This window comes from Symbiopectobacterium sp. (genome assembly GCF_051710365.1).
In the GTDB taxonomy this organism is placed as follows: domain Bacteria; phylum Pseudomonadota; class Gammaproteobacteria; order Enterobacterales; family Enterobacteriaceae; genus Symbiopectobacterium.
On record NZ_JBPETA010000029.1, the window covers coordinates 1 to 26,235 of the forward strand.

Sequence of the window (26,235 nt, forward strand, 5' to 3'; positions counted from 1 at the left end):
CGCCCCCGCCCCCCCCCCGCCCCCCCCGCCCCCCCCCCCCCCCCCCCCCCCCCCCCCCCCCCGGGGGGTGCCTTTTATTGGCATCAAAGCGATTGACCTGATACTGACCGCGTTGGGTTGGGTTTAAGGAGAATATCAATGAACCTGTTACGTCCTGCAATTTCGCTTTTTATCCTGCTGACACTGGTTGTTGGGGCGGGCTATCCGTTGCTGACAACCGGGTTGGCACAGTGGTGGTTTCCCGTGCAAGCTAACGGCTCGCTGGTGATGCCGGAAGGCAAGGTGCGCGGTTCGGCCCTGATCGGTCAGTCTTTTACCCGCCCGGATTATTTTCAGGGGCGGCCCTCGGCAACGGCTGACTCACCCTATAATGCGTTGGCCTCCTCTGGCAGTAACCTGGCACCCAGCAATCCGGCATTAGATGAAGCTATAACGTAGCGCGTTGCCGAATGGCGTAAGGCGAATCCCCAGGCCAATGCTTTCGTCCCGGTGGAACTGGTGACGACCTCCGCCAGCGGATTGGATCCGCACATTTCTCCGGCAGCTGCGGTGTGGCAAATTCCGCGTGTGGCACAAGCGCGCCATTTGCCAGAAGCAACGTTGCGCCAACTGGTGTTGGAGAACACGCGCCGCCCCCTGTTGCCCTTGCCCGACGCGCAACGGGACGACATCGTCATCTGGAGTTCGATCTGGATGCCGCACTGGCGCGGCCTCCTGCCGTGATTCTGATGGATGAGCTGGCGCATTCCAACGCACCGGGTTCGCGCCATCCCAAGCGCTGGCAAGACATCGATGAATTGCTGGATGCTGGCATTGATGTGCTGACCACGGTGAACGTGCAGCATCTGGAAAGCCTCAATGATGTGGTCAGCGGTGTCACGGGGATTCGGGTGCAAGAAACCGTCCCCGATCCTTTTTTTGACTCGGCTACCGAAGTGGTGCTGGTGGATTTGCCACCGGACGACCTGCGGCAACGGTTGAAAGAAGGCAAGGTGTATGTGGGCGATCGTGCAGAGCGCGCCATCGAGAACTTTTTCCGTAAGGGTAATCTGTTTGCGCTGCGGGAACTGGCGCTGCGCCGCACGGCGGATCGCGTTGACGATCAGATGCGCGCCTGGCGTGATGCCAGCGGGCGAGAGGAACGCGTCTGGCACACCCGCGATGCGATCCTGCTGTGCATTGGCGCTAACACTGGCAGCGAAAAGCTGGTGCGCATTGCCGCCCGCCTGGCCGCCAAACTCGGTAGCGAATGGCATGCAGTAACGGTCGAGACGCCCACGCTGCATCGGCAGGGCGAAGCGCGTCGGCGTGGAATTCTGCGCACCTTGCAGCTGGCGCAGAAGCTGGGTGCCGTTACCGCCACCTTGTCTGAGCCCGATGAAGCGAAAGCGGTACTGCGCTACGCGCGTGAGCATAACCTCGGCAAAATCATTGTGGGAAGGCCACCGCAGCGGCGTTGGGCGTTGCCTAATCGCTTTGCGCGGCGGCTAAGCCGCCTTGGGCCGGATCTCGATTTGATGATTGTAGCTTTGGATGATGTGCCTGACGTGCATGCGGCACCGCGCATAGACACACACCTTAGCCCGGATAAGTTGCCGCCAGAAAGCGCGCGGCTGTCTGGCGGCAACCGCGCTATGCGCGTTGATTACGCTGGTGAGCAAATGGATTTTGCCCGACTTTTCGCCGATCAATCTGGTGATGGTCTATTTATTGGGCGTGGTGCTGATTGCCATTGGTTTTGGCCGCTTGCCCTCAGTGGTGGCGGCAATACTCAATATCGTGGCGTTCGATCTGTTTTTTGTCGCGCCGGAAGGCACCTTTGCCGTCAGCGATGCGCAGTATCTGGTGACCTTTGCGGTGATGCTCACTGTGGGCGCGATCACCGACAACCTGACGGCGGGGGTGCGCTATCAGGCGCGGGTTGCCCGACATCGGGAGCAGCGCGCGCGTTACCTGTACGAAATGGCCGACGGGCTGAGCCGGGTGCGCGCCCCGAACGACATTGCTCCGATTTGCCAGCGGGTGATGGGCGGCGCACTGTTTGCCCGCTGTGAAATCTGGCTGCCAGACGCGCAGGGAAAACTGATCGCGCCAGCCGAGCGTTTGCTGCATACCATTCCCGATCCCGCCATCGTCAAATGGAGCTTTGAGAAAGGGCATGTGGCGGGCGCAGGAACGGATACGCTGCCCGGCGTGCCTTATAAAGTGCTGCCGTTAATCTCTTCCGAGGACACGTTAGGGTTGCTGATTATTGAGCCAAGCAACCTGCGCCACCTGCTGATACCCGAACAGCAGCGGCTGCTGGAGACGTTTGTAATGCTGATTTCCGGTGCGTTGCTGCGTCTGGCACTGACGCGGCGTGAGCAGCAGTCACGTCTGGTGGCGGAGCGGGAAGAGCTGCGTAATTCCTTGCTGGCTGCGCTGTCTCACGATCTGCGCACACCGCTGACGGTGCTGTTTGGTCAGGCGGAGATCCTGCTGCTCGATCTTTCCACGGAAGGATCGCCGCACGCGCCGCAAGCCGGTGCACTTCGCCTGCAAACGTTGAGTACCATTCGCCTGGTGAACAATATGCTGGATATGGCACGTATTGAAGGGGAAGGCTTCCGCCTGCAAACCGACTGGGTCGCGCTGGATGAGGTCATTGGCGGCGCGCTGAAATCCCTCGAGGCGCTTCTGCCCGCCGAAGCGGTGCAATTGGATCTACCGCAGGAGATGGTGCTGCTTCAGGCCGATGGCGCGCTGCTGGAGCGTGTATTTGCGAACTTGCTGGAAAACGCATTGAAATATGCGGGCAGAACGCGGGCGATAGGCATTCGGGCACGCGCGTTGCCGGGGAAAATCAGGATCGAGGTTTGGGACGACGGCCCCGGAATCACCTCGGGCAGCGAACAGCATATTTTTGAGAAATTCACCCGTGGTAATGAGGAGTCCTCCATTCCGGGTGTCGGGATGGGATTAGAGATTTGTCGTGCGATCGTGATGCTTCACCACGGGGAGATCAGTGCTGCCAATCGGCCAGAAGGGGGAGCCTGTTTTACGGTACAGCTCCCTCTGCCGCCAGTGCCGGAAATAGTGGAATCTTCTTAATAAATAGCTTGTAAATAAATGTAAAATACTTGAACTCATCCAACATTGTCGGTAAAAAGGTGGCGGGTGTTAGCCACATGTTGTGGTGAGACAGGTTTGTGCGTTGGTCGGGCCGCCACGCGGAGTGATAACAACCATGAATCGACACCTGTCCCCGCAGGGCATTCCTCGTGCTCAGCGTTTGGCGGAACGCGCTTTCGCCACCCTTGAACGTTTTCTCCATATTGAAGCGGTAAGCGGCATTGTGCTGCTTGTGGCTGCTGCTGCGGCATTGATTTGGGCCAATTCGCCGTGGGCGGAAAGCTACCATGCGCTGTGGCATCTACCGCTCTCTTTTAGCATTGGCGATACAGAAATCGAGCATTCACTGCATTTCTGGATCAACGACGCCTTTATGACACTGTTCTTCTTAGTGGTCGGTATGGAGATCCGTCGTGAAATTCACGAAGGTGCGCTGAGCAGCCTGCGGCAAGCGGCACTGCCGATCGCTGCCGCCGTGGGCGGCGTGATAGTACCCGCGTTGATTTATCTGAGCGTGAACAGCGCGCCGTTGCAGCAACAAGGCTGGGCGGTGCCGACGGCAACAGATATCGCGTTTGCCGTGGGGGTGCTGGCACTGTTGGGCAAAGGCATTCCCGGCAATGTACGGGTGTTTTTGCTGGCGTTAGCCATTATCGATGACATTATCGCTGTCTTGATCATCGCGTTCTTCTACTCCGGTGGGCTTGAGTACAACGGCTTGATCCCCGTGCTGGTGGGCGTGTTGATGGTGTTTGGGCTACAGAAGATTGGTATCGGGTCGGCCTGGGCCTATGTCATTCCTGGTATCATCGTGTGGTTGGGTTTTCTGCTCACGGGAGCGCATCCGACATTAGCGGGTGTCGTCTTGGGGCTGATTACCCCCGTGGCCTCCGTGCGGGTGATGAAGGAGCGTCCATTGGAGCGCCTTTCTTACATTGTGCGCGATCTGATGCACAAGCAGGATACACAGGCTGCGGAGCAGTTGGCTGCACCGCTTAAGCAGTTACGCCATGCTCAGCGTGAAGTGCTGCCGCCTGTCACGCGCGTGCAGATGGCGCTGCACCCCTGGGTGGCTTATGGCGTGATGCCGTTGTTTGCTCTGGCGAACGCGGGGGTAAGCGTGAATGGCATTGATTTGTCGGGCGCAGGACCACTCGGCGTGATGATGGGCGTTACGCTGGCACTGGTCGCCGGTAAGTTGCTGGGCGTAGTCGGTGTTAGCTGGCTAATGGTACGCTTTGGTGGGTGCCAGCTACCGCCAGAGGTGTCCTGGCGCGGTGTGTTTTTGATTGGGCTGCTCGCAGGTATCGGTTTTACCATGTCGATCTTTATCGCCATGTTGGCCTTCGACGATCCGCAACTGCTGGGCGCGGCCAAGCTAGGGGTGCTGTTGGGCTCGCTGATTGCGGCCACGCTGGGCCTGCTGTGGGGCCGGTATTATGCGCGTCACCGCCGTGTGCAGCAGGCCGGTCAACCGATTTAATCCAAACCAAACAGGTCGCGGGTATAGACTTTATCCGCGACATCCTCCAACTCCGGTGCCATGCGGTTTGAGATGATCAAATCAGCCTTGTGTTTGAACGTTGCCAGATCGTTTATCACCGGAGAGCGGAAAAATGTCTCTTCCGTCAGCACTGGTTCATAGACCACGACGCCAATACCTTTGGCTTTGATCCGTTTCATGATGCCTTGAATTGCTGAAGCGCGGTAGTTATCGGAGCCCGTTTTCATCACCAGACGATAAACGCCTACCACGCTGGGATTATGTTTGAGAATATCATCGGCAATGAAATCTTTACGCGTGCGATTCGCCTCGACGATGGCACAAATCAGCCGGTTAGGGGCGCTGGCATAATTGGCTAACAATTGCTTGGTGTCTTTGGGTAAACAGTAGCCTCCATAGCCAAATGACGGGTTGTTGTAATGCGAGCCGATACGCGGATCTAACCCGACCCCCTCAATAATCTGTCTGCTATCCAGCGTATGCATCTGTGCATAGCTATCGAGTTCGTTGAAATAGGCGACGCGCATGGCGAGATAGGTATTGGCGAACAGCTTAATGGCCTCCGCTTCCGTGGCATAGGTGTAGAGTACGGGCACCGTTTTCTTGATTGCCCCTTGCAGCAGCAAGGCGGCAAAACGTTCTGCGCGCGGTGAGCGTTCCCCAATGACAATGCGTGAAGGATAGAGTTTGTCGTGCAGCGCTTTTTCCTCGCGCAGAAATTCGGGAGAGAAAATAATGTTATCCGTGGCAAAGGTGCACCGCAGTTGTTGGGTGTATCCCACGGGAACCGTTGATTTTATGACGATAAGCGCATCGGGATTGATGGACAACACATCCTGCACCACGGATTCAATCGATTGGGTATCGAACGCATTGGTAATGGGATCGTAGTTGGTCGGCGTGGCGATAATCACGATATCCGCATCCTGATAGGCCAACTGTTTATCCGTTGTCGCCACCAGATTGAGCGGTTTTTCCTTGAGATAATGGTCAATATCTTTATCAACAATTGGCGACAGGTTCTGGTTCAAAAGCGCCACCCTGTGTTCGACAACGTCGATAGCCACCACCTGATTATGTTGAGCCAATAGCACGGCGTTCGACAACCCGACGTAACCGGTGCCCGCGATAGTACATTTCATCATGTTAAATCCGCCTGAAAAATCCGGGGACAGTATAGAGAGCGTACGTGCATGAATTTTAAACATTTCCAAAACGACGCTGTGCTCGTTGCGTCATTTCAGATTCGCCGGAAGGGGTTTTGCTAGCAATAAGGTAAATGGTGGGGTGTTGCTATCAGAAAACGCCACGCTTGATTGTCGTGTGGCATTACATTTAACTAGGAGAATGGTATTTTTTTGTGTGCGTTGCTCGTCGCAGACTATAAAGTTTCCTGACCGGTGAAATGCCCCACCCATCCTGCCGGATTGGTGAAAATACGGATGGCGGTGAAATCTGGCTGTGCGCCGCAGTCAAACCAGTGGCGGGTGTTGGCCGGAACACGCAGCAGGTCACCCGCTTCGCAGGTTAAACGAAACACCTTGTCGCCCAGCGGAACGAAGAACGTGCCGCTTCCTGTGACAAAAAAGCGGACCTCATCTTCGCTGTGGGTATGTTCCTGCAAAAACTTCTCACGCAGCGCCTGCTTGTCGGGGTGATCCGGCGTAATGCGAATCACATCGGCGGCGGTGTAACCCTCTTGCAGTTTAAGGCGCTCGATATCCTGCTGAAAATGACTGAGCAGGGTGTCACTGTCCGCCGTTGCGGGCAGCGAGCCAATCTCCCAACGCTCGAGCTGGATTCCGGCACCCGCCAGCAACTCGGCGATATCGCTAAAAGCGGCCAGTTGCTCAGCGGGCTGTGCCGTGTGCGGTAGTTGGAATATGGATAATGTGGTCATGGATATTCTCCGCAAAAGAGGTAGAGCATAACCATTCGCTTTACAGGGATAAATCGCAAGACGAATTCTTTATATCTTATGCTGCCAGGTTGTTTAGTATTATGATTTTGTTAATTTTATTTCGCTTTGGTTAACCGCGGGATGAACGTTAGCACGATGGCCAACGTCGCCAGAGTAAGGATCACGCCACCGTATACATACGTGGTGTCGATCAACCCCAAATGCTGCGTCAGATAGCCTGCGATGATGGCGGGCACGCTGTTTGCCAAATAGCTTTCGATGTAGAACACGGTAGTGAGGCCTGCTCGTTCGTGCGGCTTTGCCAACGGAAGTACGCTGCGTAGCGCGCCGAGAAATGCCATGCCAAACCCCAGCCCGGTAATGCATGCCCCCGCCAGCAGCCAACCGGTGCTGGCGCGATGGACGGCGAACAACATCAGCGTCATGCCGACTATCAGGCAGAGTGCGCCCGCGCGCAGTGTCGGTGTCGCGGCAGTGCGCCGTGCCAGAAGAATCGCCACGGCACCGCTTAGCGTCAGGGCTGCGACGGATATTCCGCTTAGCCAGGGGGAAACCGCCGGCGTATTTTGCGCCAGCAACGAGGGCATCAGCGAGAGATAGAAACCGCCCACCATCCACACCGCAACGTTGCCCGGCATCACACGCCAAAATGCCGTTCTGGCCTGCGGTGGTACGGCAACGCTGGGACGCAGGCTGGCCCAGGCACCGCTGCGGAGCAGTCCGGTTTCCGGCGTACACGCCAAACCTATCAACAGCAGCACAAATACGCCGAGCAGCAGCAGATAGCCGCTGTGAAGCGGTGCTAGTTGATACGCCAGCAGGGCACAGCTCAACATCGCACCAGCGGCCATACCGGTTAGCGGCGCAATGCTATTGACCAGCGATCCGCGTTCGGGATGCACATCCAGCAGAGCGGCACCCACCACAGCGGTTGCCAGTCCGGTCGCAAAGCCCTGCACGATGCGCGCAATGACAAGCCCATAAGGATGAGATGCAAAGAGAAAACAGAACATGGCGGCGATGTTAAGCAGTAGCGCCGCAGCAATCACCGGACGTCGCCCTACGTGGTCGGAAAGCCGACCGGCGATCAACAGGGCGCACAGCAGGGCAAAGGCATAGGCGGCGAAGATAATAGTAAGCAGCGTCGCGGAAAATCCCCAATCGTGCTGATACAGCCGATAGAGCGGTGTCGGCACGCTGGAGGCCGCCATAAAGGCTATCAGCGTGAGGCTATGTAGTGCGAGTGTGGATGCATTGCGCCGGGGTGTGGCGCGTATCACGGTATTGCTGATAACCGTCATGGCGTGTCCTGTGGTATAAAAGCTAATATTATGCGTTAACAACGCTACAGCGATTTTCCCACTAAAGCAAATATTTTGCTTTAGTGGTGTCAATAAACGTTTTTTGTTCGACCAGGGAGTATCAGATGGCGATCACACAGGGTGTGCGGCCGGGGGGACGCAGCGCGCGAGTGCAGGCGGCGATTCACCAAGCGGTCCGCGAATTGGAACAGGAGATGGGGCGTCAGGCGCTCAGCATTCCCGCCATTGCGACACGCGCGGGGATGACACCGTCTACGCTTTATCGGCGCTGGGGGGATCTTCCCCAACTGCTGGCCGATGTGGCGGTGGAAAAGCTGCGTCCGGATGCCGAGCCGCAGGACACCGGTTCTTTCACCGGCGATCTTGAGATCTGGCTGAATACTTACATCGAAGAGATGGCCTCGGAGCCGGGCCGGGCGATGCTGAGCGATGTGCTGGGCACGCCGGGGCATGAAAGCTCGGGCAAGTGTGCCGGTTTCACCACGCAGCAGTTGGAGGTGATTCGTGAGCGCGCCCTGGCGCGACAGGAAGCACCTGCCAGCGCGCAACAGATCATTGAGCGCATTATTGCCCCCCTGATGTACCGCATTTTATTTACCCATGAGACACCCACGCCGCAGGATATCCAGCGATTGTTGGTAGCGCTGGCTATGTCGTCAGAACACGCGTAGTCCTATACGATCGGGCGTTGTCTCCCAATAGCGCCCGGTGACATGTGGTTATCCCCTTCGTCACAACGATAAAGTTGGTCGCATAGCTAAAGCGCTGCTTAACTTTGCCACTCTTTGTATTTTACCCGTCGCTGTAATTCAGGATTAATAGCATCAGATGTCGAAAAACATCGGTTTCTTTACTTTGTGCTGGTAGGGGCTTTGCGCTGATAAAGGTGAACGCTCTGAAACCACTCCGCTTCCTGATGAGGTGAACCATGACGGGCTATCGTTGTTGTTGCGGTTCCTGCATTTATTTTCCGGTTGAGCATGGAATAATTGATGGAGTACGCAATGAGCACCATAAACAGACTACCTCTCCTTGATTTATCACACCTGCACGGCAACCCCGAGCAGCGGTGGGCGTTTTTAACCTCGCTCAATGAAGCCGCCCGCGATGTCGGTTTCTTTTATCTCACCCACCACGGTATTCCCGAAACGCTACAGCAGCAGTTGCAGCAGCAGGCTCGCGCTTTCTTTGCCTTGCCTGATGAGGAAAAACAGCGCGTTGCCATGATCCATTCTCCCCATTTTCGCGGCTACAACCGTGCCGGGGCCGAGTTGACGCGCAACCAACCCGACTGACGTGAGCAGTTTGACATTGGCGCTGAACGCACCGCCCTGCAATTGACACCGCAGTCCCCCCGTTGGTGGCAGTTACAAGGTCCCAATTTGTGGCCGGAAGCGCAGCCTGCACTAAAAACCACGCTGCTGACCTGGCAACAAGCGATGACCGCCATGGCCCAGCAACTGTTGCGTGCTTTTGCTGAGGCGCTGGCGTTAGCGCCACACATCTTTGATGCACTGTACGGTGAAAAGCCTAACGAACATATCAAGCTGGTTCGTTATCCGGGGCAATCGGCGCAGGGTAGCCAGCAAGGCGTGGGGGCGCACAAGGATTCAGGTTTCCTGAGCTTCCTGTTGCAGGATGAGCAGGCTGGTTTACAGGTCGAGGTTGCCCCCGATCGCTGGATTGATGCGCCGCCGCTGCCGGGCTCCTTTGTCGTGAATATCGGTGAACTACTGGAACTGGCGACCAATGGCTATTTGCGTGCCACGGTGCACCGTGTGGTCTCACCGCCTGCCGGGCAGGAGCGCCTCTCCATCGCCTTTTTCCTCGGTGCACAGCTGGATGCGGTGGTGCCGGTGTATCAACTGCCTCCACAGGTGGCGCGTCTGGCGCAGGGGCCTACCAGCGATCCGCACAATCCCTTGTTGCGTGATGTAGGCTGGAACTACCTGAAAGGGCGACTGCGCTCGCATCCTGATGTTGCACAGCGTTATTACGCCGATGTGGTAGCGAAAGCGGAACACGCCGCTCACTGACGCTTTTCTGTCTCTGCCTTTGCGGCAGGCATAAACCCCAATACCTAAAACGAAGCGATAAAAGGAAGCCTGTATGAATAAGCGTGTCGCATTTTTTGTCAGCAGTGTTGCATTAGCCGTTAGCGTGACCTTCTCTGCCTCCGCGTCGCAAGCGCTGCGCGTAGCTGCCGATCCCGTGCCCCACAGTAAGATCCTGGCACAGGTGCAAAAAATTGATCCACAGAACGCCTTGAAAGTGATCGAACTGACCAGCGGTGTAAATGCCAACGAGCTGCTGGCGCATGGTGATGTGGATGCCAACTATTTCCAACACGTGCCCTATCTGCGGGATCAGGAAAAAGCGTTGGGGAAACAGTTTGTAGTCGCTGCTACCGTGCACGTGGAACCGTTGGGTATTTACTCACGTAAGCAAAAAAGCTTTAGCGAGGTGCCGGAAGGCGGCACGGTGGCCGTACCGAACAATGTCACCAACCTCAGCCGTGCACTGTATTTATTACAGAGCCAGGGGCTGGTGAAGCTGAAACCAGGCTACAGCGATCCGGCCAAGAATCAGGCAACACCGAAAGATATCGCGGAAAACCCGAAGAAGCTGAAGATCAAGGAAGTGGAAGCGGCGCAGATCCCGCGCTCGCTGGACGATGTCGATCTGGCGGTGATCAACGGTAACTATGCGCTGGAAGCGGGGCTGGTTCCGGCCAAAGATGGGCTGGGGTTAGAACGCGCAGAGCATAACCCGTATGCCAACATATTGGTGACGACGCCCGCCCTGCAAAACGATCCGCGCATTAAAAAGTTGGCCGCCTATCTGGAATCCAAAGCCATCGCCGATTTTATTGCGCAGCGCTATAACGGTTCGGTGATCCCGGTGGCGAGCCAGCAGCCATGATCGTCATCGAACACGTGGGAAAACGTTACCCAGGGTGCGATCGTCCAGCATTGGATGACGTGTCGCTGACGATTCCCGAGGGTTCTGTTTATGGCATTTTGGGGTGCAGCGGTGCGGGTAAAAGCTCGCTGCTGCGCTGTCTTAACCTGCTGGAACGGCCCTCATCGGGCCGGATTGTGGTGGATGGTGAAGAGATTACCGCACTCTCTTCACGGGCGTTGCGCCAGCACCGGCAGCGCACCAGCATGATTTTTCAGCACTTCAACCTGCTTGTGCAGGACAACGTTGCCGTGCCGCTTGAGATAGCTGGGGTTGCGCGTCACGAGCGTGAAGCGCGAGTCAGCGCGTTGTTGGAATGGGTGGGGCTCAGTGATAAAGCGCGCGCCTTCCCTTCGCAGTTATCCGGTGGGCAGCAACAGCGTGTCGGCATTGCGCGTGCGTTGGCGGCGAAGCCGAGGTATTTGCTGTGTGACGAGGCGACCAGCGCGCTCGATCCTGAAACCACAGCATCGGTGTTGGCGCTGCTGGCAGACATCAACCGTCAGTTAGGTGTGACGATCGTGTTGATCACGCACGAACTGCCGGTGGTAAAAGCCATTTGCGATCACGCCGCGCTGATGGCGCAAGGCCAGATCGTGGAAAGCGGGGCGCTGTCGACGCTGCTTGCAACGCCTGATTCGCAGCTACGCAGAGCGTTGTTGCCCGATTATGCGGCAGAGCAGGCGTTTCTTCGCCGTCACGGCGTCATTGAGGGGAGTGCCTTATGCAAGGTCGCCTGAGCTGGGATGAGTTTATTGCGCTGATGTGGAATGCCACATTAGAGACGGGGTACATGGTGGGGCTGGCAGCGCTGTTTACCGTTCTGATTGGCCTGCCGTTGGGCGTGGTGTTGTTTATCACGCGATCTGACGGGGTTGCGCCCTTACCCTGGTTAAACCGGGGGCTGGGTGCGGTGATCAACGTTGGCCGATCGCTACCGTTTGTGGTGTTGTTGATTGCGCTGATCCCGTTGACCCGCGTGATCGTGGGCACCACGCTTGGAAGTACGGCGGCGATCGTACCGATCACCATCGGGGCTTTTCCCTTTTTTCCCGCGTAGTGGAAAATGCGTTGGATGAGGTTGAACGCGGGCGTATTGAGGCGATCCAGTCAATGGGGGGATCGCTCTGGCACGTGATCGGCAAAGTGTTGCTGCCAGAAGCGCTGCCAACGATCCTGGCAGGCGTGATCGGCGGTGGTGGTTCTGGTGATTTTAGTTCAGGGCGTGCAATCGATCGGCGATCGTTTGTGTGGCACAGGATCGTTTCTGTGATTATATTTTAGGCGTTCAATCGCAGATGAAAGATAAATCGCTTGTGCTCCGAGACTAACCAGTCCACAATTGCGTCCCGCTCGCGCAGTAGGTTATTTTTTATGCAGCGTGTTTTCGGGTGTCGAAGTGTTTACTCCTCTCTTTTGCGTTTCATGTAATATAAAATCTCATAATTTTCTTAACAGACTTATCCACAGGTTTCTCTTTGCCTGCGTAAAATGATCTGTGGCAAGATTGTCAAAGGTATATTTATATCTTACTGATATTTATCGATAAAAATAACTTATCAAAATGTTAAGGCGATCACTTGCACTTTCTTCACGGATTGATTGGCAAGGATTTTTATATTTATGCACAGGGCGGGCCAGGATGATATGACCGTCTGGCAACACCTCAGGCATCGCGCGGTAATCCTTTTTCAATAGCACGAATAAGCCGTTTTTTCTGCGGCAACTGCACGTCGATAGATTGAGCGGCACGGCGTGCCAATTGTTGCTCAATTGCCCAGTGAATATGCTCATCGATCAGTGCGCTCTGCCCGAGTCGCGCTTGTAAGGCCAGCACAACATTTTCCTCGTAGGGGGCATTCCCCAGCGCCACGGCGATATTACGCAGCAAACGGGGGCCACGCTCTATGCGTTGATGCAACGTGCCGGAGAAGCCGCTTACCAACATGCCCGTCGCTGCTACCCGAATGCGCGCCGTTGGTTGGTTCTGTGCGGACATGGCAACAACGGCGGCGATGGCTATGTGGTGGCTACGCTTGCGCGCGCCGCAGGGATTGACACCACCGTGGTCGCGTGCAGGGCTGCACGGCCTCTGCCAGAGGAAGCTCAGTGTGCCTACGCGACATGGCAGAAGGAGGGGGATGTGGCATTAACACCCGACGCCCCCTGGCCTGACGGAATCGATTTGATTATCGACGGCCTGCTGGGGACTGGGTTATCCTCCGCGCCGCGTGCTCCTTATGATGCGCTGATCGCACGCGCTAATGCCCACGCAGCGCCGGTGCTGGCGCTGGATATTCCCTCCGGGTTGAATGCGCAAACCGGCGCCTGTGCCGGAGAGGCAATCGCTGCTGCCTGCACCGTTACCTTTATTGCGCTAAAACCCGGGCTGTTAACGGGCAGGGCGCGCGCTTGTGTCGGTGCGTTGCACTATGCGGATTTGGGCCTGTCCACCTGGTTGCAGCAGCATCCCGCGCCGATGTGGCGTTTATCCCGTGAACATTTACCGGGCTGGCTGACGCCTCGTTCGCCGCTGGCGCACAAAGGCGATCATGGCCGATTGCTGCTGGTGGGGGGCAATGCCGGGATGGGGGCGCTATTGAGATGGCGGGAGAAGCCGCATTGCGCAGTGGTGCGGGATTGGTGCGAGTACTCACTCACACGCAATACGCGGCGGCGCTGCTGATGGCGCGCCCAGAACTGATGGTGCAAGCGCTGAGTGATGCCTCTCTCCGTGAAGGGCTTGACTGGGCCGACGTGGTGGTGATTGGTCCGGGACTGGGGCAAGATAGCTGGGCGAAAAGCGCACTGCGCGCCGTGGAAAATTGTAACAAACCCATGCTGTGGGACGCGGATGCGCTAAACCTGCTGGCAATGAGCCCTTTTAAACGTCAAAATCGTATTTTAACCCCACATCCGGGGGAAGCGGCCCGCCTGCTGAATTGCCGAGTGGCGGAGATTGAAAGTGATCGCTTACTTGCTGCCCAGAAACTGGTACAACGCTATGGCGGTACGGTCGTGCTAAAAGGGGCGGGTACCGTGATTGCCGATGAGTCTGATGCGCTGGCGCTGGCTGACGTCGGCAATCCTGGCATGGCGAGCGACGGCATGGGCGACGTGTTGTCTGGTATTATTGGCGCATTGCTTGGACAAAAATTGTCACGCTATGCGGCAGCTTGCGCCGGCTGTGTGGTGCACGGTGCGGCGGCCGATGCGCTGGCCGAGCAGCGCGGCGCGCGAGGGATGTTGGCAAACTGATTTGATGCCAGTATTGTCCCGCTATGTTAATCCTGAGTGGATACCCTTAGAAAAGACAGAATGAAAAAAGTAGATTTTCCGCTGCCGGATGAGGCAGCTACCATCGCATTAGGGGCATCGTTGGCGCAGGCCTGCGACAGCGCATGCAGTATTTATCTTTTTGGCGATCTGGGCGCAGGTAAAACCACGTTCAGCCGCGGCTTCCTTCAGGCGCGCGGCCATCAGGGCAACGTGAAAAGCCCCACGTATACGCTAGTGGAGCCTTACGCGCTGTCACCGCTGGCGGTGTATCATTTTGACCTTTACCGTCTGGCCGATCCAGAAGAGCTGGAATTTATGGGGATCCGCGACTACGTGACGCAGGATGCCATCTGCCTGATTGAGTGGCCGCAGCAGGGTGAAGGCATTCTCCCTAGCGCCGATCTTGAAGTGCATCTGAACTATGAAGCGCAAGGGCGACACGCGCAGTTGATCGCCATATCGGCGCTGGGTGAGTGTATTTTGGCGCAGATATCTCCCCTGCCGGAGAGTGAAACGCCATGATGAAACGTGTGCTCGCTCTGGTGATGTGGGCTGGGCTGCTGCTGGCCAGTACGGGTTGGGCTGCCAACCTCTCTGATATCAAGGTGGAAAACGGTGATAATCAGGCGACGGTCAGCCTGAATTTCAGCGGACAACCGATCTATGCCTTTTTCCCGCTTAACAACCCGGATAGGGTGGTGATCGACATCCGGCAGACGGGGGTGATTCAAGGGCTGCCGCTGGAGTTCAGCGGGCAAAACATTATCAAACGCATTCGTACCAGTCAGGCGAAGGATGCACAGAGCCTGCGACTGGTGCTGGATTTGACCCAGCCGGCCAAAACGCGCGCGTCAACACAGAAAGCCGGCGCGGGTTTTAACGTGGTGTTTACCGTTGCCGGGCAGCAGAAAGCGAAGGTGACAAAAGCACCGTCAGCGACTTCCATTACGCGCGAAACCCGTAACACGGCACCGGTTGAATCGGGTGGCAATCCATTTAACAACAAACCTACCGTGGTGGTGAACAGCAATGCCTCCGCACGTGCAGCAACGCCGCGTTCTGGCGGTGCCAGCGAACCGGTGATCGTCGCCATTGATGCCGGACACGGTGGACAGGACCCTGGTGCCATTGGGCCTTCTGGCTTGCGTGAGAAAAACGTGACGCTGGCGATTGGGCGCAAATTGCATACTTTGCTTAATAGCGATCCTAATTTTAAAGGCGTGATGACGCGTGACGGTGATTACTTCATCTCTGTCATGGGGCGCTCCGATGTGGCACGTAAGCAAGGTGCCAACCTGCTGGTTTCCATTCACGCGGATGCCGCGCCAAACCGCGGGGCTTCCGGTGCTTCCGTATGGGTGCTCTCCAATCGGCGTGCTAATAGTGAAATGGCCAACTGGCTGGAACAGCACGAGAAGCAGTCGGAACTGTTGGGGGGCGCAGGGGATCTGTTGGCAAACAACAGTGCCAATCCTTACCTGAGCCAGGCGGTGCTGGATTTGCAGTTTGGTCACTCTCAGCGCGTCGGTTATGACGTGGCAGTCAAAGTGTTGCAGGAAATGCAGCGCGTCGGGTCGTTGCACAAACGCCGCCCGGAACACGCCAGCCTGGGCGTGCTGCGATCGCCGGATATTCCCTCGTTGCTGGTGGAAACGGGCTTTATCAGCAACCTGACTGAAGAGCGTCTGCTGGGAAGCAGCGATTATCAGGATAAAATCGCCACGGCGATCTACCGGGGGTTGCGCAGCTATTTCCAGGCGCATCCAGTACAATCCGTCCCAAAGCAGGAAAACCGACCGGTCGTACAGCCGGTCAACCGTAAGGCTGCAACGCCCACGACCTCGGCATCCAGTAGTACAGCAACCACGCGCCATACCGTGGCGCGCGGTGAGTCTCTTTCAGGTATCGCGGCGCGTTACGGCGTCAGTATGGCGGCGTTGCGCAGTGAGAATAATCTGAAAAAAGATGGCGTCTGGGTGGGGCAGAAATTGCGCATTCCTGCGGGGGCTCGTACATCGACTGCATCGGCCCCGGTGCCGCGTACCGCCGTTCCGGTCAAACATAAAGTGGTAAAAGGAGATAGCCTGAGTGCCATCGCCATGCGATATGGTGTAAGTATGAAGGAGATCCAACGTGCCAATGACATGACGTCCGGCACGGTACAACTTGGGCAGACGCTGATTATCCCGTCTGCCTGATGCCGTTCGTGACGCGCGTGCGTCAATAACAGAGGAACTCGCATGCCGATTCAGGTTTTGCCTCCCCAACTGGCTAACCAGATTGCCGCCGGAGAAGTGGTGGAACGTCCCGCTTCCGTGGTGAAGGAACTGGTGGAGAACAGTCTCGATGCCGGGGCGACCCGAATTGATATCGATATCGATCGCGGCGGGGCAAAACGTATTCGGATTCGTGATAACGGTACTGGAATTGGCAAAGACGATCTGGCCTTAGCGCTGACGCGTCATGCAACCAGCAAAATTGCCACGCTGGACGATCTCGAAGCGATTATCAGCCTGGGTTTTCGCGGCGAGGCGCTGGCGAGTATCAGTTCAGTTTCGCGCTTAACGCTGACGTCTCGTACGGCGGAGCAGAATGAAGCGTGGCAGGCCTATGCGGAAGGCCGTGATATGGCAGTGACGGTAAAACCGGCGGCGCATCCGGTGGGCACCACGCTGGAAGTGCTCGATCTGTTCTACAACACCCCCGCGCGGCGCAAATTCATGCGCACAGAAAAGACAGAATTCGCGCATATTGATGAAGTGGTGCGCCGCATCGCGCTGGCGCGCTTCGATGTGGCGTTTACCCTTAACCATAATGGTAAAACGATCCGCCAATACCGCGCCGCGCCGGACGCCTCACAGCATGAGCGCCGTGTTGGCAGTATTTGCGGGCCGCTGTTTTTGCAACACGCGCTGCGTATTTCGTGGCAGCACGGCGATTTGTCCATCCACGGTTGGGTGGTCGATCCCGAGGGCGCAAAGCAACTGCCCGACATGCAGTATTGCTACGTCAATCAACGCATGATGCGCGATCGGCTGATTAATCACGCTATCCGCCAGGCTTACCAAGACAGTTTGCACGGTGAGCAGCAGCCTGCCTACCTGCTGTTTCTTGAAGTGGATCCGCACCAAGTTGACGTCAACGTGCACCCGGCTAAGCACGAAGTGCGTTTCCATGAGTCGCGTTTGGTGCACGATTTTATCTATCAGGCGGTGGTGAGCGTATTACAGCAGGCGCCTGAGCTGACGTTGGCGGCCGTGGCCTCCGATGTGGCAGGCGAAGCCATTGCGTGGCAGCCGGAAAATCGCATCGCCGCAGGGGAAAACCAGTTTGCGCAGCCCGCACGTCCGGTAGAGCATGCGCCGCCGAAAGCGGCAGACGTTCCGGCACGCCAGATGAAGGAGAGTGCCCCGGCCTATCAGCCACGCGCTTCTCAAACACAAGGGCGAGGGCCGATGCCCCTCGCTGGCGCACCCTACCAGAAAAAGCAGGGTGAGCTTTACCAGACTTTATTGAAACCCGCGTCGATAGTGGAGGCGGTTCAAGAACCTATCGACACCGCCGTGTCAGCGTCTGCGCCAGATTTGGAACCGGTCAGCGTGGCGCAAGGTTTCGGCCGTCTGTTAACCGTGTTTCCGCCCAGTTTCGCACTGGTGGAGTATCAGCACGGGTTGGCGATGGTGTCACTGACGCACGCCGAGCGCTACCTCAAGCGGGCGCAGCTGTTGCCGCAGGAACAAGGGTTACGTCCCCAGCCATTATTGATTCCACAACGTTTGACCGTGGAAAAAAATGAACGCGAAGCGCTGCTTCATCATCAGGCGCTATTGGCGCAGTTTGGTATTGATATCGCGCTGGAGTCCCAGAGGGCGCTACTGCGTGCTGTACCTTTACCATTGCGCCAACAAAATTTACAAAACTTGATCTCTGAACTGTTAGGATATCTTGCGTTGCAACCTGCGTGCACGCCTGAGCAACTGGCGACCTGGTTGTCGGAACAGCTGCACAGTGACCACGAGCGTTGGAGCCAGGCGCAGGCGATACAACTGTTGACGGAAATAGAGCGACTTTGTCCGGAACTGCCGAAACAGCCGCCCGCGTCGCTGTTGCAGCGGGTTAGAGTGGAAGATGCCATTAAGGCTTTGAAAGTATGACTGAATTATCGAGCGCAACCCTTCCCCCGGCGATTTTTATCATGGGGCCGACGGCGTCAGGAAAAACGGCGATGGCGATGGCGTTGCGACAATCGTTGCCCGTTGAGTTGATTAGTGTGGACTCCGCCCTTATCTATAAAGGAATGGATATCGGCAGCGCCAAACCCAGCGCTGAGGAACTGGCTCAGGCTCCACACCGTTTGATCGATATTCTCGATCCGACGCAGGCTTATTCCGCCGCGGATTTTCGCCGCGATGCGTTGCGGGAGATGGCGGAAATTACCGCTGCCGGGCGTATTCCCTTGCTGGTCGGGGGAACCATGCTGTACTTCAAGGCGCTGCTGGAGGGGTTGTCACCGCTGCCGTCAGCCGATATGGCCGTGCGCCAGCGCATCGAAGCGCAGGCGCGTGAGCAGGGGTGGGAAGCGCTTCACCGCCAATTGTGTGAGATTGATCCCGTTGCAGCGGCTCGGATTCATCCAAATGATCCGCAGAGACTGTGCCGGGCACTGGAAGTTTTTTTCGTTTCAGGTAACACTTTAACAGAGCTGACAAAAACAGCGGGTGAGGCGTTGCCTTACCGTGTGCATCAGTTTGCCATTGCACCGGTAACGCGCGAGCTGTTGCACGAACGCATCGCGCTGCGTTTTCAGCAGATGCTGGCGGCAGGATTTGAGACGGAAGTCCGTTCGCTCTTTGCCCGGGGCGATTTACATCAGGATTTGCCGTCTGTTCGTTGCGTTGGTTATCGCCAGATGTGGTCATATTTATCCGGCGAGTGTGATTACGATGAAATGGTGTTCCGTGGTATCTGCGCGACACGTCAGTTGGCGAAACGTCAAATGACCTGGCTGCGCGGTTGGGACAGCGTTCATTGGTTGGACAGTGAAAAACCGCAGGATGCGTTTGAACGTGTGATGGCGGTGGTACAGGCACCTTGATGTGCGGGTTTATTATACGCGCATAGTTAGTGCATAGGGTGGCCGATTGTGTACAATTGGCGAGTCTCAGCGCACAATTTTTTTACATCATTATTTTAGAGCCTTGGGGTTCTTTGTTACAAACAACAAGCAAATAAGGAAAATATAGAATGGCTAAGGGGCAATCTTTGCAAGACCCGTTCCTGAACGCACTGCGTCGCGAACGTGTTCCGGTTTCTATTTATTTGGTGAATGGTATCAAGTTGCAGGGCCAGATCGAGTCTTTCGATCAGTTCGTTATCTTGTTGAAAAACACGGTTAGCCAGATGGTGTATAAGCATGCTATCTCCACCGTGGTGCCGTCTCGTCCGGTTTCTCATCACAGCAATAACCCTGGCACCAGCAACTACCATGGTGGTTCGTCTGCAAATCAGCAGTCGTCGGCGCAGGAAAGTGATGACGCGGAATAACGCGTATTGCGCTTTCACCCCGGTGGGGAGCCTGTACACATCGCTAGCGCTTGCCACCAGGGTGTTTTTCGTTTGTTTGAGAGGTCGCACGTTTGTTTGACCGTTATGAAGCCGGTGAACGGGTCGTATTGGTTCATATTTATTTTTCGCAAGACAAAGATACGGACGATTTGCTGGAGTTTGAATCTCTGGTTTCCTCCGCCGGTATCGAGTCATTGCAGGTGATCACCGGTAGCCGCAAGGCACCGCACTCCAAATATTTTGTGGGTGAAGGCAAGGCGGAAGAAATTGCACAGGCGGTGAAAGCCACCGATGCCTTTGTTGTGTTGTTCAATCATGCGTTGACGCCTGCTCAGGAGCGTAACCTTGAGCGTTTGTGCGAATGTCGTGTTATCGACAGAACCGGATTGATTCTGGATATTTTTGCCCAGCGTGCGCGTACTCACGAGGGGAAATTGCAGGTTGAACTGGCGCAGTTGCGTCACCTTGCCACGCGTCTGGTAAGGGGATGGACGCACCTCGAGCGCCAGAAAGGGGGGATTGGCCTGCGTGGGCCGGGTGAAACCCAGCTCGAAACCGACCGTCGCTTGTTGCGTAACCGTATCAGCCAAATCCTCTCTCGCCTTGAGCGCGTGAAGAAGCAGCGTGAACAAGGGCGTCGAGCCAGAACGCGTGCGGACGTGCCTACGGTTGCGCTGGTGGGCTACACCAACGCCGGAAAATCCACCCTGTTTAACGAAATGACAGCGGCAGGCGTTTATGCTGCCGATCAGCTGTTTGCCACACTGGACCCTACGCTGCGACGGATTAATGTTGTGGATGTCGGGGACACGGTGTTGGCTGACACCGCGGGATTTATTCGTCACTTGCCGCACGATTTGGTGGCGGCGTTTAAAGCGACATTGCAGGAAACGCGTCAGGCGTCGTTGTTGTTGCACTTGGTGGATGCTGCCGATCCTCGTATCGACGAGAATATTGCAGCGGTAAACGAAGTGCTGGCAGAAATCGAGGCTGATGAAATTCCTGTGATGCTCGTGATGAACAAAATCGACATGCTGGGCGGTTTCGTTCCGCGTATCGATCGCAACGAAGAGAATGTGCCGGTCAGGGTATGGCTTTCTGCCCAGACGGGTGACGGTATTTCGTTGTTATTTCAGGCATTGACGGAGCGGCTATCAGGGGACATCGCACATTATTCTCTGAGCCTTCCTCCGCAGGCAGGACGCCTTCGTAGTCGTTTTTACCAGCTTCAGGCAATAGAAAAAGAATGGATTGAGGAAGACGGTCGCGTGGGTCTTATCGTGCGTATGCCGATGGTGGACTGGCGTCGTCTTTGCAAACAAGAGCAAGAACTCGCGGATTATGTGATTTGAGACTGACATGTTGGTCGATCTCGGTATTGTTCTGCGGACTCTGGGATATTGAACCTGAAGAACACCAATCATAAAAGAATGGAGCTAAAACATGGCGTGGAATCAGCCCGGTAATAACGGACAGGACCGCGACCCGTGGGGGAGCAGCAATAATCAAGGCGGCAACTCTGGCGGAAACAATAATAAAGGCGGCCGGGATCAAGGTCCTCCCGATCTGGATGATATCTTCCGCAAGCTGAGCAAAAAGCTGGGCGAACTGGGCGGAAGCAGGAATTCAGGTAATGGCGGTGGCACCTCTGGCAGTGGTCTGGGTGGCCGGGTCGTGGGTATTGTCGCGGTGGCGGCCGTGGTGATTTGGGCCGCGAGCGGCTTTTACACCATCCGAGAAGCCGAGCGCGGCGTAGTGACACGCTTTGGCAAGTTCAGCCACCTGGTAGGTCCGGGTCTGAACTGGAAACCGACATTTATCGACTCGGTTCGTGCGGTAAACGTGGAATCTGTGCGTGAATTGGCCACCTCTGGCGTGATGTTGACGTCGGATGAAAACGTGGTGCGCGTGGAGATGAACGTTCAGTATCGTGTGACGGAGCCTGAGCGCTATCTGTTTAGCGTTACCAATGCCGACGACAGTTTGCGTCAGGCGACTGACAGCGCCCTGCGCGGCGTTATCGGTAAATACACCATGGACAAAATCCTCACTGAGGGACGCTCCATCGTGCGTACTGACACGCAACGCGTATTGGAAGAAACCATTCGTCCGTACAACATGGGATTAACCCTGTTGGACGTTAACTTCCAGGCGGCGCGTCCGCCAGAGGAAGTGAAAGCCGCGTTTGATGACGCTATCGCGGCACGTGAGAACGAACAGCAATACATTCGTGAAGCAGAAGCCTATGCCAACGAAGTGCAGCCGCGTGCGAACGGTCAGGCACAGCGTGTGCTGGAAGAGGCACGTGCTTATCGCGCTCGTATCACGCTTGAAGCGCAGGGTGAAGTGGCGCGTTTCGCCAAGATTTTGCCGGAATACAAAGCCGCGCCAGAAATCACCCGCGAACGTCTCTATATCGAAAGCATGGAGCGCGTACTGGGACATACCCGGAAAGTGTTGGTTAATGACAAAGGCAATAGCCTGATGGTGCTGCCGTTGGATCAACTGATGCGCGGCCAGACAGGCAACGCCAGCGGTAACGCGACCAGTAACACCACGGCTGCGCCGATGCGTCTGCCCTCTGCACCGAACAACAACGGAGCAACCACCGGACAAACCCGTACCAGCACGGGTGGAACCGTCATGGACCAGCGCCGTGCAAACGCGCAGCGTGATTTTGGGAGAGAATAATAATGCGTAAGCCTATCGTTTTTATCCTCGTCCTGGTGCTGATGGCGCTGTATGCCTCAGTGTTTGTGGTGCAGGAAGGCCAGCGCGGCATTGTGATGCGCTTCGGCAAAGTATTGCGCGATGATGAGAACAAGCCTGTTATCTATGTGCCAGGTTTGCAGTTTAAAGTACCGTTTATTGATACCGTGAAGATGCTGGATGCGCGCATTCAGACCATGGAAAACCAGGCCGATCGCTTCATCACCTCGGAGCAGAAAGACCTGATCGTGGATTCTTACATCAAATGGCGTATCAGTGATTTCAGCCGCTACTACCTGGCGACGGGCGGTGGTGACATTTCTCAGGCAGAAGTGCTGCTCAAACGTAAGTTCAGCGACCGCTTGCGTTCTGAAATCGGTCGTTTGGATGTGCGCGGTATTGTTACCGATTCCCGTGGCCGACTGATGTTGGACGTGCGTGATGCGCTGAATACCGGTACCGGTGAAACCACCGAAGCGGATAGCGCCATTGCCTCTGCTGCCGCACGCGTGGAGCAAGAGACCAAGGGTGCGCAGCCGCATATCAACCCGAACAGTATGGCTGCTCTCGGTATTGAAGTGATCGATGTGCGTATTAAGCAGATCAACCTGCCGACGGAAGTGTCGGATGCGATCTTCGCCCGTATGCGTGCAGAACGTGAAGCGGTTGCACGTCGTCACCGTTCTCAAGGTCAGGAACAGGCGGAGAAACTGAAAGCGGCGGCAGATTATTTGGTGACGCGCACCCTGGCTGAAGCGGAACGTGAAGCGCTGATCATGCGCGGTGAAGGGGATGCGGAAGCAGCCCGGCTGTTTGCTAACGCGTTTAGCGAAGACCCGAACTTCTATGCCTTTATCCGTAGCCTGCGTGCCTATGAAGCCAGCTTCAACGACAATCAGGACGTGATGGTATTGAGCCCGGATAGCGACTTCTTCCGCTATATGCGTTCGCCAACGACGTCGCTTGCACGCTGATTAGCTTTACCGTTTTTCATCAAAAGCCCGTATGGTTATACGGGCTTTTTTAATGGCAAAATTTTCCATTGGAGTAGGTATGAGTATCACCATTTGGCTGGCGCTGGGCCTGGTCTTGATTGTGGAAGGGCTGGGACCACTGCTGTTTCCACGGATTTGGCGTCGCATGATCCTGGCGATGGCGCAGCAGCCAGACACTATTTTGCGTCGTTTTGGCGGCGGGTTAGTGGTTGCCGGCATCGTGATCTACTACATGTTGCGTCATCGCGCGGGAAGTTGAATGGCATCAAAAAATGTGCGCAAACGTATGCTAAAAGTACTGAAAGCAACCAAGTGAGATGATAGAATCCATTTTTTTTTAAGCAACCTGGTGATTCTTGAAATGGGTAAGAACGTCGTCGTACTGGGCACCCAATGGGGTGACGAAGGTAAAGGCAAGGTCGTTGACCTGCTGACTGAACGGGCTAAGTATGTTGTGCGCTACCAGGGTGGTCACAATGCTGGCCACACTCTGGTTATCAACGGTGAGAAAACCGTCCTCCACTTAATCCCCTCTGGCATCCTGCGTGAAAACGTGGTTAGCATCATCGGTAACGGTGTTGTGCTGGCACCTGATGCGTTGATGAAAGAGATGACCGCATTGGAAGCACGCGGTGTTCCGGTACGCGAACGTCTGCTGCTTTCTGAAGCGTGTCCGCTGATTCTTCCTTATCACGTCGCGTTGGATAACGCGCGCGAAAAAGCGCGTGGTGAGAAAGCTATTGGCACCACGGGTCGTGGTATCGGCCCGGCGTATGAAGATAAAGTGGCGCGTCGTGGTTTGCGTGTGGGCGATCTGTTCGACAAGCAGGCGTTTTCCGTCAAACTGAAAGAGATCGTTGAGTACCACAACTTCCAACTGGTGAATTATTACAAAGTGGAAGCGGTGGACTACCAGAAAGTGCTGGATGATGTGCTGGCGATTGCCGACATTCTCACTGCAATGGTGGTTGATGTTTCCGATTTGCTGTTCAAAGCGCATCAGCGTGGCGATCTGGTGATGTTCGAAGGCGCGCAAGGCACGCTGCTGGACATCGACCACGGTACCTATCCGTATGTGACCTCCTCTAACACCACGGCGGGCGGCGTTGCTACCGGTTCTGGTCTGGGGCCGCGTTACGTGGATTACGTGCTGGGTATCGTCAAAGCTTACTCTACCCGCGTTGGTGCAGGTCCATTCCCTACCGAGCTGTTTGATGATGTTGGCGAGCATCTGTCGCAGAAAGGCAACGAGTTTGGTGCAACCACAGGCCGTCGTCGTCGTACCGGTTGGCTGGATGCGGTTGCCGTGCGCCGTGCCGTACAGATCAACTCCCTGTCCGGTTTCTGCATGACCAAACTGGACGTGCTGGATGGACTGAAAGAAGTGAAGATCTGCGTTGGCTATCGTATGCCGAACGGTGATGAAGTGGATGTGACGCCGCTGGCGGCTGAAGGTTGGGGAGGCATCGAGCCTATCTATGAAACCCTGCCGGGCTGGACGGAAAGCACCTTTGGTGTGCAAGATCACAGCAAACTGCCGCAGGCTGCGCTGAACTACATCAAGCGCGTGGAAGAGGTCACTGGCGTGCCGGTTGATATTATCTCCACCGGCCCTGACCGTAGCGAAACCATGATCCTGCGCGATCCGTTTGATGTGTAATGCGTAACCCGCATTAAGCGCATAAACGAAAAAAAGGACGGGAAACCGTCCTTTTTTGTTTTACAGCACGTCGCGTTGATCCTGAGTAGATGCCGCTTTCTTCTCCAACGCCGCCAATAAGGTGTTGTGAATATTCCCGAACCCACCGTTACTCATCACCAGAATATGGTCGCCGGGTTGAGCGGTTTTGGCGATCATCTCGACCAGCGTGTCGATATCCGCGCTCCAGTGTGCTGGCTGTACACAGGCATCAGCCACTTCAACCACCTGCCACGGAATGTGCTGCGGCTGGAACAGGAAGACTTCATCTGCACGCCCTAATGACGGGGCCAGCTCATTCTTGATAACGCCCATTTTCATGGTGTTTGAGAGCGGTTCCAGCACAGCCAGAATGCGTGCCGTTCCGCCCACCTTGCTGCGTAAGGCTGCCAGCGTAGCAAGAATTGCCGTCGGGTGGTGCGCAAAATCGTCGTAGACGCTGATATTGCTGACGGTGCCGCGCAGTTCAAGGCGGCGGTGGGCATTGATAAATCCACCCAGCGCACGACAGGCTTCGGCTGCGGGCACGCCTACATGGCGTGCCGCCGCGATGGCCATCAGGGCGTTATGCATGTTGTGCTCGCCTACCAGTTTCCAGCGCACTTCGCCGACCAACTCATCGTTCAGATAAACCTGAAATTCGCTGGCATCGGTCGTGACTTTTTTCGCTTTCCAGACACCGTCGTCGCCCACCAGTTCATGCTCACTCCAACAGCCCATGCCCATCACCTGTTTAAGGTGTAATTCATTGCCTGTAATAATGATTTTACCTGTCCCCGGCACCAGGCGAACCAGATGGTGGAACTGTTTCTGAATGGCTTTCAGATCGTCAAAAATATCTGCATGATCGAATTCGAGGTTGTTCAGGATCAGCGTACGCGGCGCGTAGTGCACGAATTTTGAACGTTTGTCGAAGAACGCACAGTCATATTCGTCGGCTTCCACTACCATAAAGGTGCCGCCGCCCAAGCGGGCAGAAACGGTGAAGTTGCCGGGAACACCGCCGATGACGAAGCCGGGCTGGTAGCCGCAGGCTTCCAGAATCTAAATAGCTGTTCCTAATACCGCTACACTTTTGCCTGTCCATGTTTTCCACTGGGAAACGGGCTGACGGTTTCCATGAAGCGGCGAACCTTGTTCAGTAACTGCCACATTGAACAGCATTGATG

18 protein-coding genes and 7 pseudogenes are annotated in these 26,235 nt (G+C 56.0%); 19 read left to right on the top strand and 6 right to left on the bottom strand.

Annotated elements, in window-relative coordinates; translation table 11 throughout:
* Positions 1–138: 138 nt before the first annotated feature.
* The 3 genes and pseudogenes from kdpC to nhaA form a co-directional block, all read left to right on the top strand.
* Positions 139–642: pseudogene (kdpC, locus tag ACTBDZ_RS04515) on the top strand (potassium-transporting ATPase subunit KdpC); the annotation flags it as partial.
* Positions 570–3,090, top strand: a pseudogene (gene kdpD / locus ACTBDZ_RS04520) (two-component system sensor histidine kinase KdpD); the annotation flags it as partial. The pseudogenes kdpC and kdpD, both read left to right, overlap by 73 nt.
* Before the next feature lie 136 nt (positions 3,091–3,226).
* Positions 3,227–4,594 carry a Na+/H+ antiporter NhaA gene (gene nhaA / locus ACTBDZ_RS04525; RefSeq protein ID WP_438814420.1) on the top strand — a complete coding sequence of 456 codons (1,368 nt, stop codon included), beginning with the start codon at positions 3,227–3,229 and terminating at the stop codon, positions 4,592–4,594.
* On the opposite strand, the gene ACTBDZ_RS04530 is transcribed toward nhaA, so the two are convergent.
* The 3 genes from ACTBDZ_RS04530 to ACTBDZ_RS04540 form a co-directional block, all read right to left on the bottom strand.
* On the bottom strand, positions 4,591–5,757 hold the full coding sequence (locus ACTBDZ_RS04530; protein WP_438814433.1) for a nucleotide sugar dehydrogenase: 1,167 nt from the start codon (positions 5,755–5,757) through the stop codon (positions 4,591–4,593). The two genes, nhaA and ACTBDZ_RS04530, sit on opposite strands and share 4 nt — an antisense overlap.
* Positions 5,758–5,996: 239 nt before the next feature.
* Complete coding sequence (locus ACTBDZ_RS04535; RefSeq protein ID WP_438814421.1) at positions 5,997–6,515, bottom strand: 1,2-dihydroxy-3-keto-5-methylthiopentene dioxygenase; 519 nt, start codon at positions 6,513–6,515, stop codon at positions 5,997–5,999.
* A gap of 116 nt (positions 6,516–6,631) precedes the next feature.
* Positions 6,632–7,837 carry an MFS transporter gene (locus ACTBDZ_RS04540; RefSeq protein ID WP_438814422.1) on the bottom strand — a complete coding sequence of 402 codons (1,206 nt, stop codon included), beginning with the start codon at positions 7,835–7,837 and terminating at the stop codon, positions 6,632–6,634.
* Positions 7,838–7,962: 125 nt separating this feature from the next.
* On the opposite strand from ACTBDZ_RS04540, the gene ACTBDZ_RS04545 reads away from it, so the two are divergent.
* The 5 genes and pseudogenes from ACTBDZ_RS04545 to ACTBDZ_RS04565 all read left to right on the top strand — a co-directional run.
* Entirely contained in the window at positions 7,963–8,529 is a 567-nt protein-coding gene (locus ACTBDZ_RS04545) for a TetR/AcrR family transcriptional regulator C-terminal ligand-binding domain-containing protein (RefSeq protein WP_438814423.1), read from the top strand.
* Between the two features lie 333 nt (positions 8,530–8,862).
* Positions 8,863–9,894: pseudogene (locus ACTBDZ_RS04550) on the top strand (isopenicillin N synthase family dioxygenase).
* Positions 9,895–9,967: 73 nt separating this feature from the next.
* Positions 9,968–10,780, top strand: coding sequence for a MetQ/NlpA family ABC transporter substrate-binding protein (locus ACTBDZ_RS04555; protein ID WP_438814424.1), 813 nt, complete (start codon positions 9,968–9,970; stop codon positions 10,778–10,780).
* Positions 10,777–11,559: a methionine ABC transporter ATP-binding protein gene (locus ACTBDZ_RS04560; protein WP_438814425.1), complete on the top strand. Its 783-nt coding sequence runs from the start codon at positions 10,777–10,779 to the stop codon at positions 11,557–11,559. The genes ACTBDZ_RS04555 and ACTBDZ_RS04560 overlap by 4 nt, the downstream gene beginning before the upstream one ends.
* Positions 11,544–12,037 (top strand): annotated as a pseudogene (locus tag ACTBDZ_RS04565) (methionine ABC transporter permease); the annotation flags it as partial. The gene ACTBDZ_RS04560 and the pseudogene ACTBDZ_RS04565, both read left to right, overlap by 16 nt.
* 448 nt (positions 12,038–12,485) lie before the next feature.
* Here the strand turns inward: ACTBDZ_RS04565 and ACTBDZ_RS04570 are convergent.
* Positions 12,486–12,713, bottom strand: a pseudogene (locus ACTBDZ_RS04570) (tRNA epoxyqueuosine(34) reductase QueG); the annotation flags it as partial.
* Here ACTBDZ_RS04570 and nnr point away from each other — a divergent pair.
* The 11 genes and pseudogenes from nnr (at position 12,678) to ACTBDZ_RS04625 (ending at position 25,027) form a co-directional block, all read left to right on the top strand.
* Positions 12,678–14,141, top strand: a pseudogene (gene nnr, locus ACTBDZ_RS04575) (bifunctional ADP-dependent NAD(P)H-hydrate dehydratase/NAD(P)H-hydrate epimerase). The pseudogenes ACTBDZ_RS04570 and nnr overlap by 36 nt on opposite strands.
* The gene (gene tsaE, locus ACTBDZ_RS04580; RefSeq protein WP_438814426.1) at positions 14,138–14,620 is read left to right on the top strand and encodes a tRNA (adenosine(37)-N6)-threonylcarbamoyltransferase complex ATPase subunit type 1 TsaE; all 483 of its coding nucleotides are present in this window, start codon (positions 14,138–14,140) and stop codon (positions 14,618–14,620) included. The pseudogene nnr and the gene tsaE overlap by 4 nt, the downstream one beginning before the upstream one ends.
* On the top strand, positions 14,617–16,296 hold the full coding sequence (gene amiB / locus ACTBDZ_RS04585) for an N-acetylmuramoyl-L-alanine amidase AmiB (protein WP_438814427.1): 1,680 nt from the start codon (positions 14,617–14,619) through the stop codon (positions 16,294–16,296). The genes tsaE and amiB overlap by 4 nt, the downstream gene beginning before the upstream one ends.
* 42 nt (positions 16,297–16,338) lie before the next feature.
* Positions 16,339–18,252, top strand: a complete 1,914-nt coding sequence (gene mutL, locus ACTBDZ_RS04590; RefSeq protein WP_438814428.1) for a DNA mismatch repair endonuclease MutL — start codon at positions 16,339–16,341, stop codon at positions 18,250–18,252.
* On the top strand, positions 18,249–19,193 hold the full coding sequence (gene miaA / locus ACTBDZ_RS04595; protein ID WP_438814429.1) for a tRNA (adenosine(37)-N6)-dimethylallyltransferase MiaA: 945 nt from the start codon (positions 18,249–18,251) through the stop codon (positions 19,191–19,193). Before mutL ends, miaA begins: the two co-directional genes overlap by 4 nt.
* A 149-nt stretch (positions 19,194–19,342) precedes the next feature.
* A complete protein-coding gene (gene hfq, locus ACTBDZ_RS04600) occupies positions 19,343–19,642 on the top strand; it encodes an RNA chaperone Hfq (RefSeq protein ID WP_252321358.1) in 300 nt (99 codons plus the stop codon).
* Positions 19,643–19,734: 92 nt separating this feature from the next.
* Complete coding sequence (gene hflX / locus ACTBDZ_RS04605; protein ID WP_438814430.1) at positions 19,735–21,015, top strand: ribosome rescue GTPase HflX; 1,281 nt, start codon at positions 19,735–19,737, stop codon at positions 21,013–21,015.
* Positions 21,016–21,106: 91 nt separating this feature from the next.
* Complete coding sequence (gene hflK, locus ACTBDZ_RS04610) at positions 21,107–22,354, top strand: FtsH protease activity modulator HflK (protein WP_222159847.1); 1,248 nt, start codon at positions 21,107–21,109, stop codon at positions 22,352–22,354.
* A 2-nt stretch (positions 22,355–22,356) separates the two neighbouring features.
* Complete coding sequence (gene hflC, locus ACTBDZ_RS04615) at positions 22,357–23,346, top strand: protease modulator HflC (RefSeq protein ID WP_438814431.1); 990 nt, start codon at positions 22,357–22,359, stop codon at positions 23,344–23,346.
* A 79-nt stretch (positions 23,347–23,425) separates the two neighbouring features.
* On the top strand, positions 23,426–23,626 hold the full coding sequence (locus tag ACTBDZ_RS04620) for a DUF2065 domain-containing protein (protein ID WP_264623813.1): 201 nt from the start codon (positions 23,426–23,428) through the stop codon (positions 23,624–23,626).
* A 102-nt stretch (positions 23,627–23,728) separates the two neighbouring features.
* Positions 23,729–25,027: an adenylosuccinate synthase gene (locus ACTBDZ_RS04625; protein WP_438814432.1), complete on the top strand. Its 1,299-nt coding sequence runs from the start codon at positions 23,729–23,731 to the stop codon at positions 25,025–25,027.
* 60 nt (positions 25,028–25,087) lie between these two features.
* Here the strand turns inward: ACTBDZ_RS04625 and mpl are convergent.
* Positions 25,088–26,110: pseudogene (gene mpl / locus ACTBDZ_RS04630) on the bottom strand (UDP-N-acetylmuramate:L-alanyl-gamma-D-glutamyl-meso-diaminopimelate ligase); the annotation flags it as partial.
* Between the two features lie 23 nt (positions 26,111–26,133).
* Positions 26,134–26,235 (bottom strand): hypothetical protein (locus ACTBDZ_RS04635; RefSeq protein WP_438814434.1); only part of this gene is annotated, 102 nt, incomplete at its 5' end.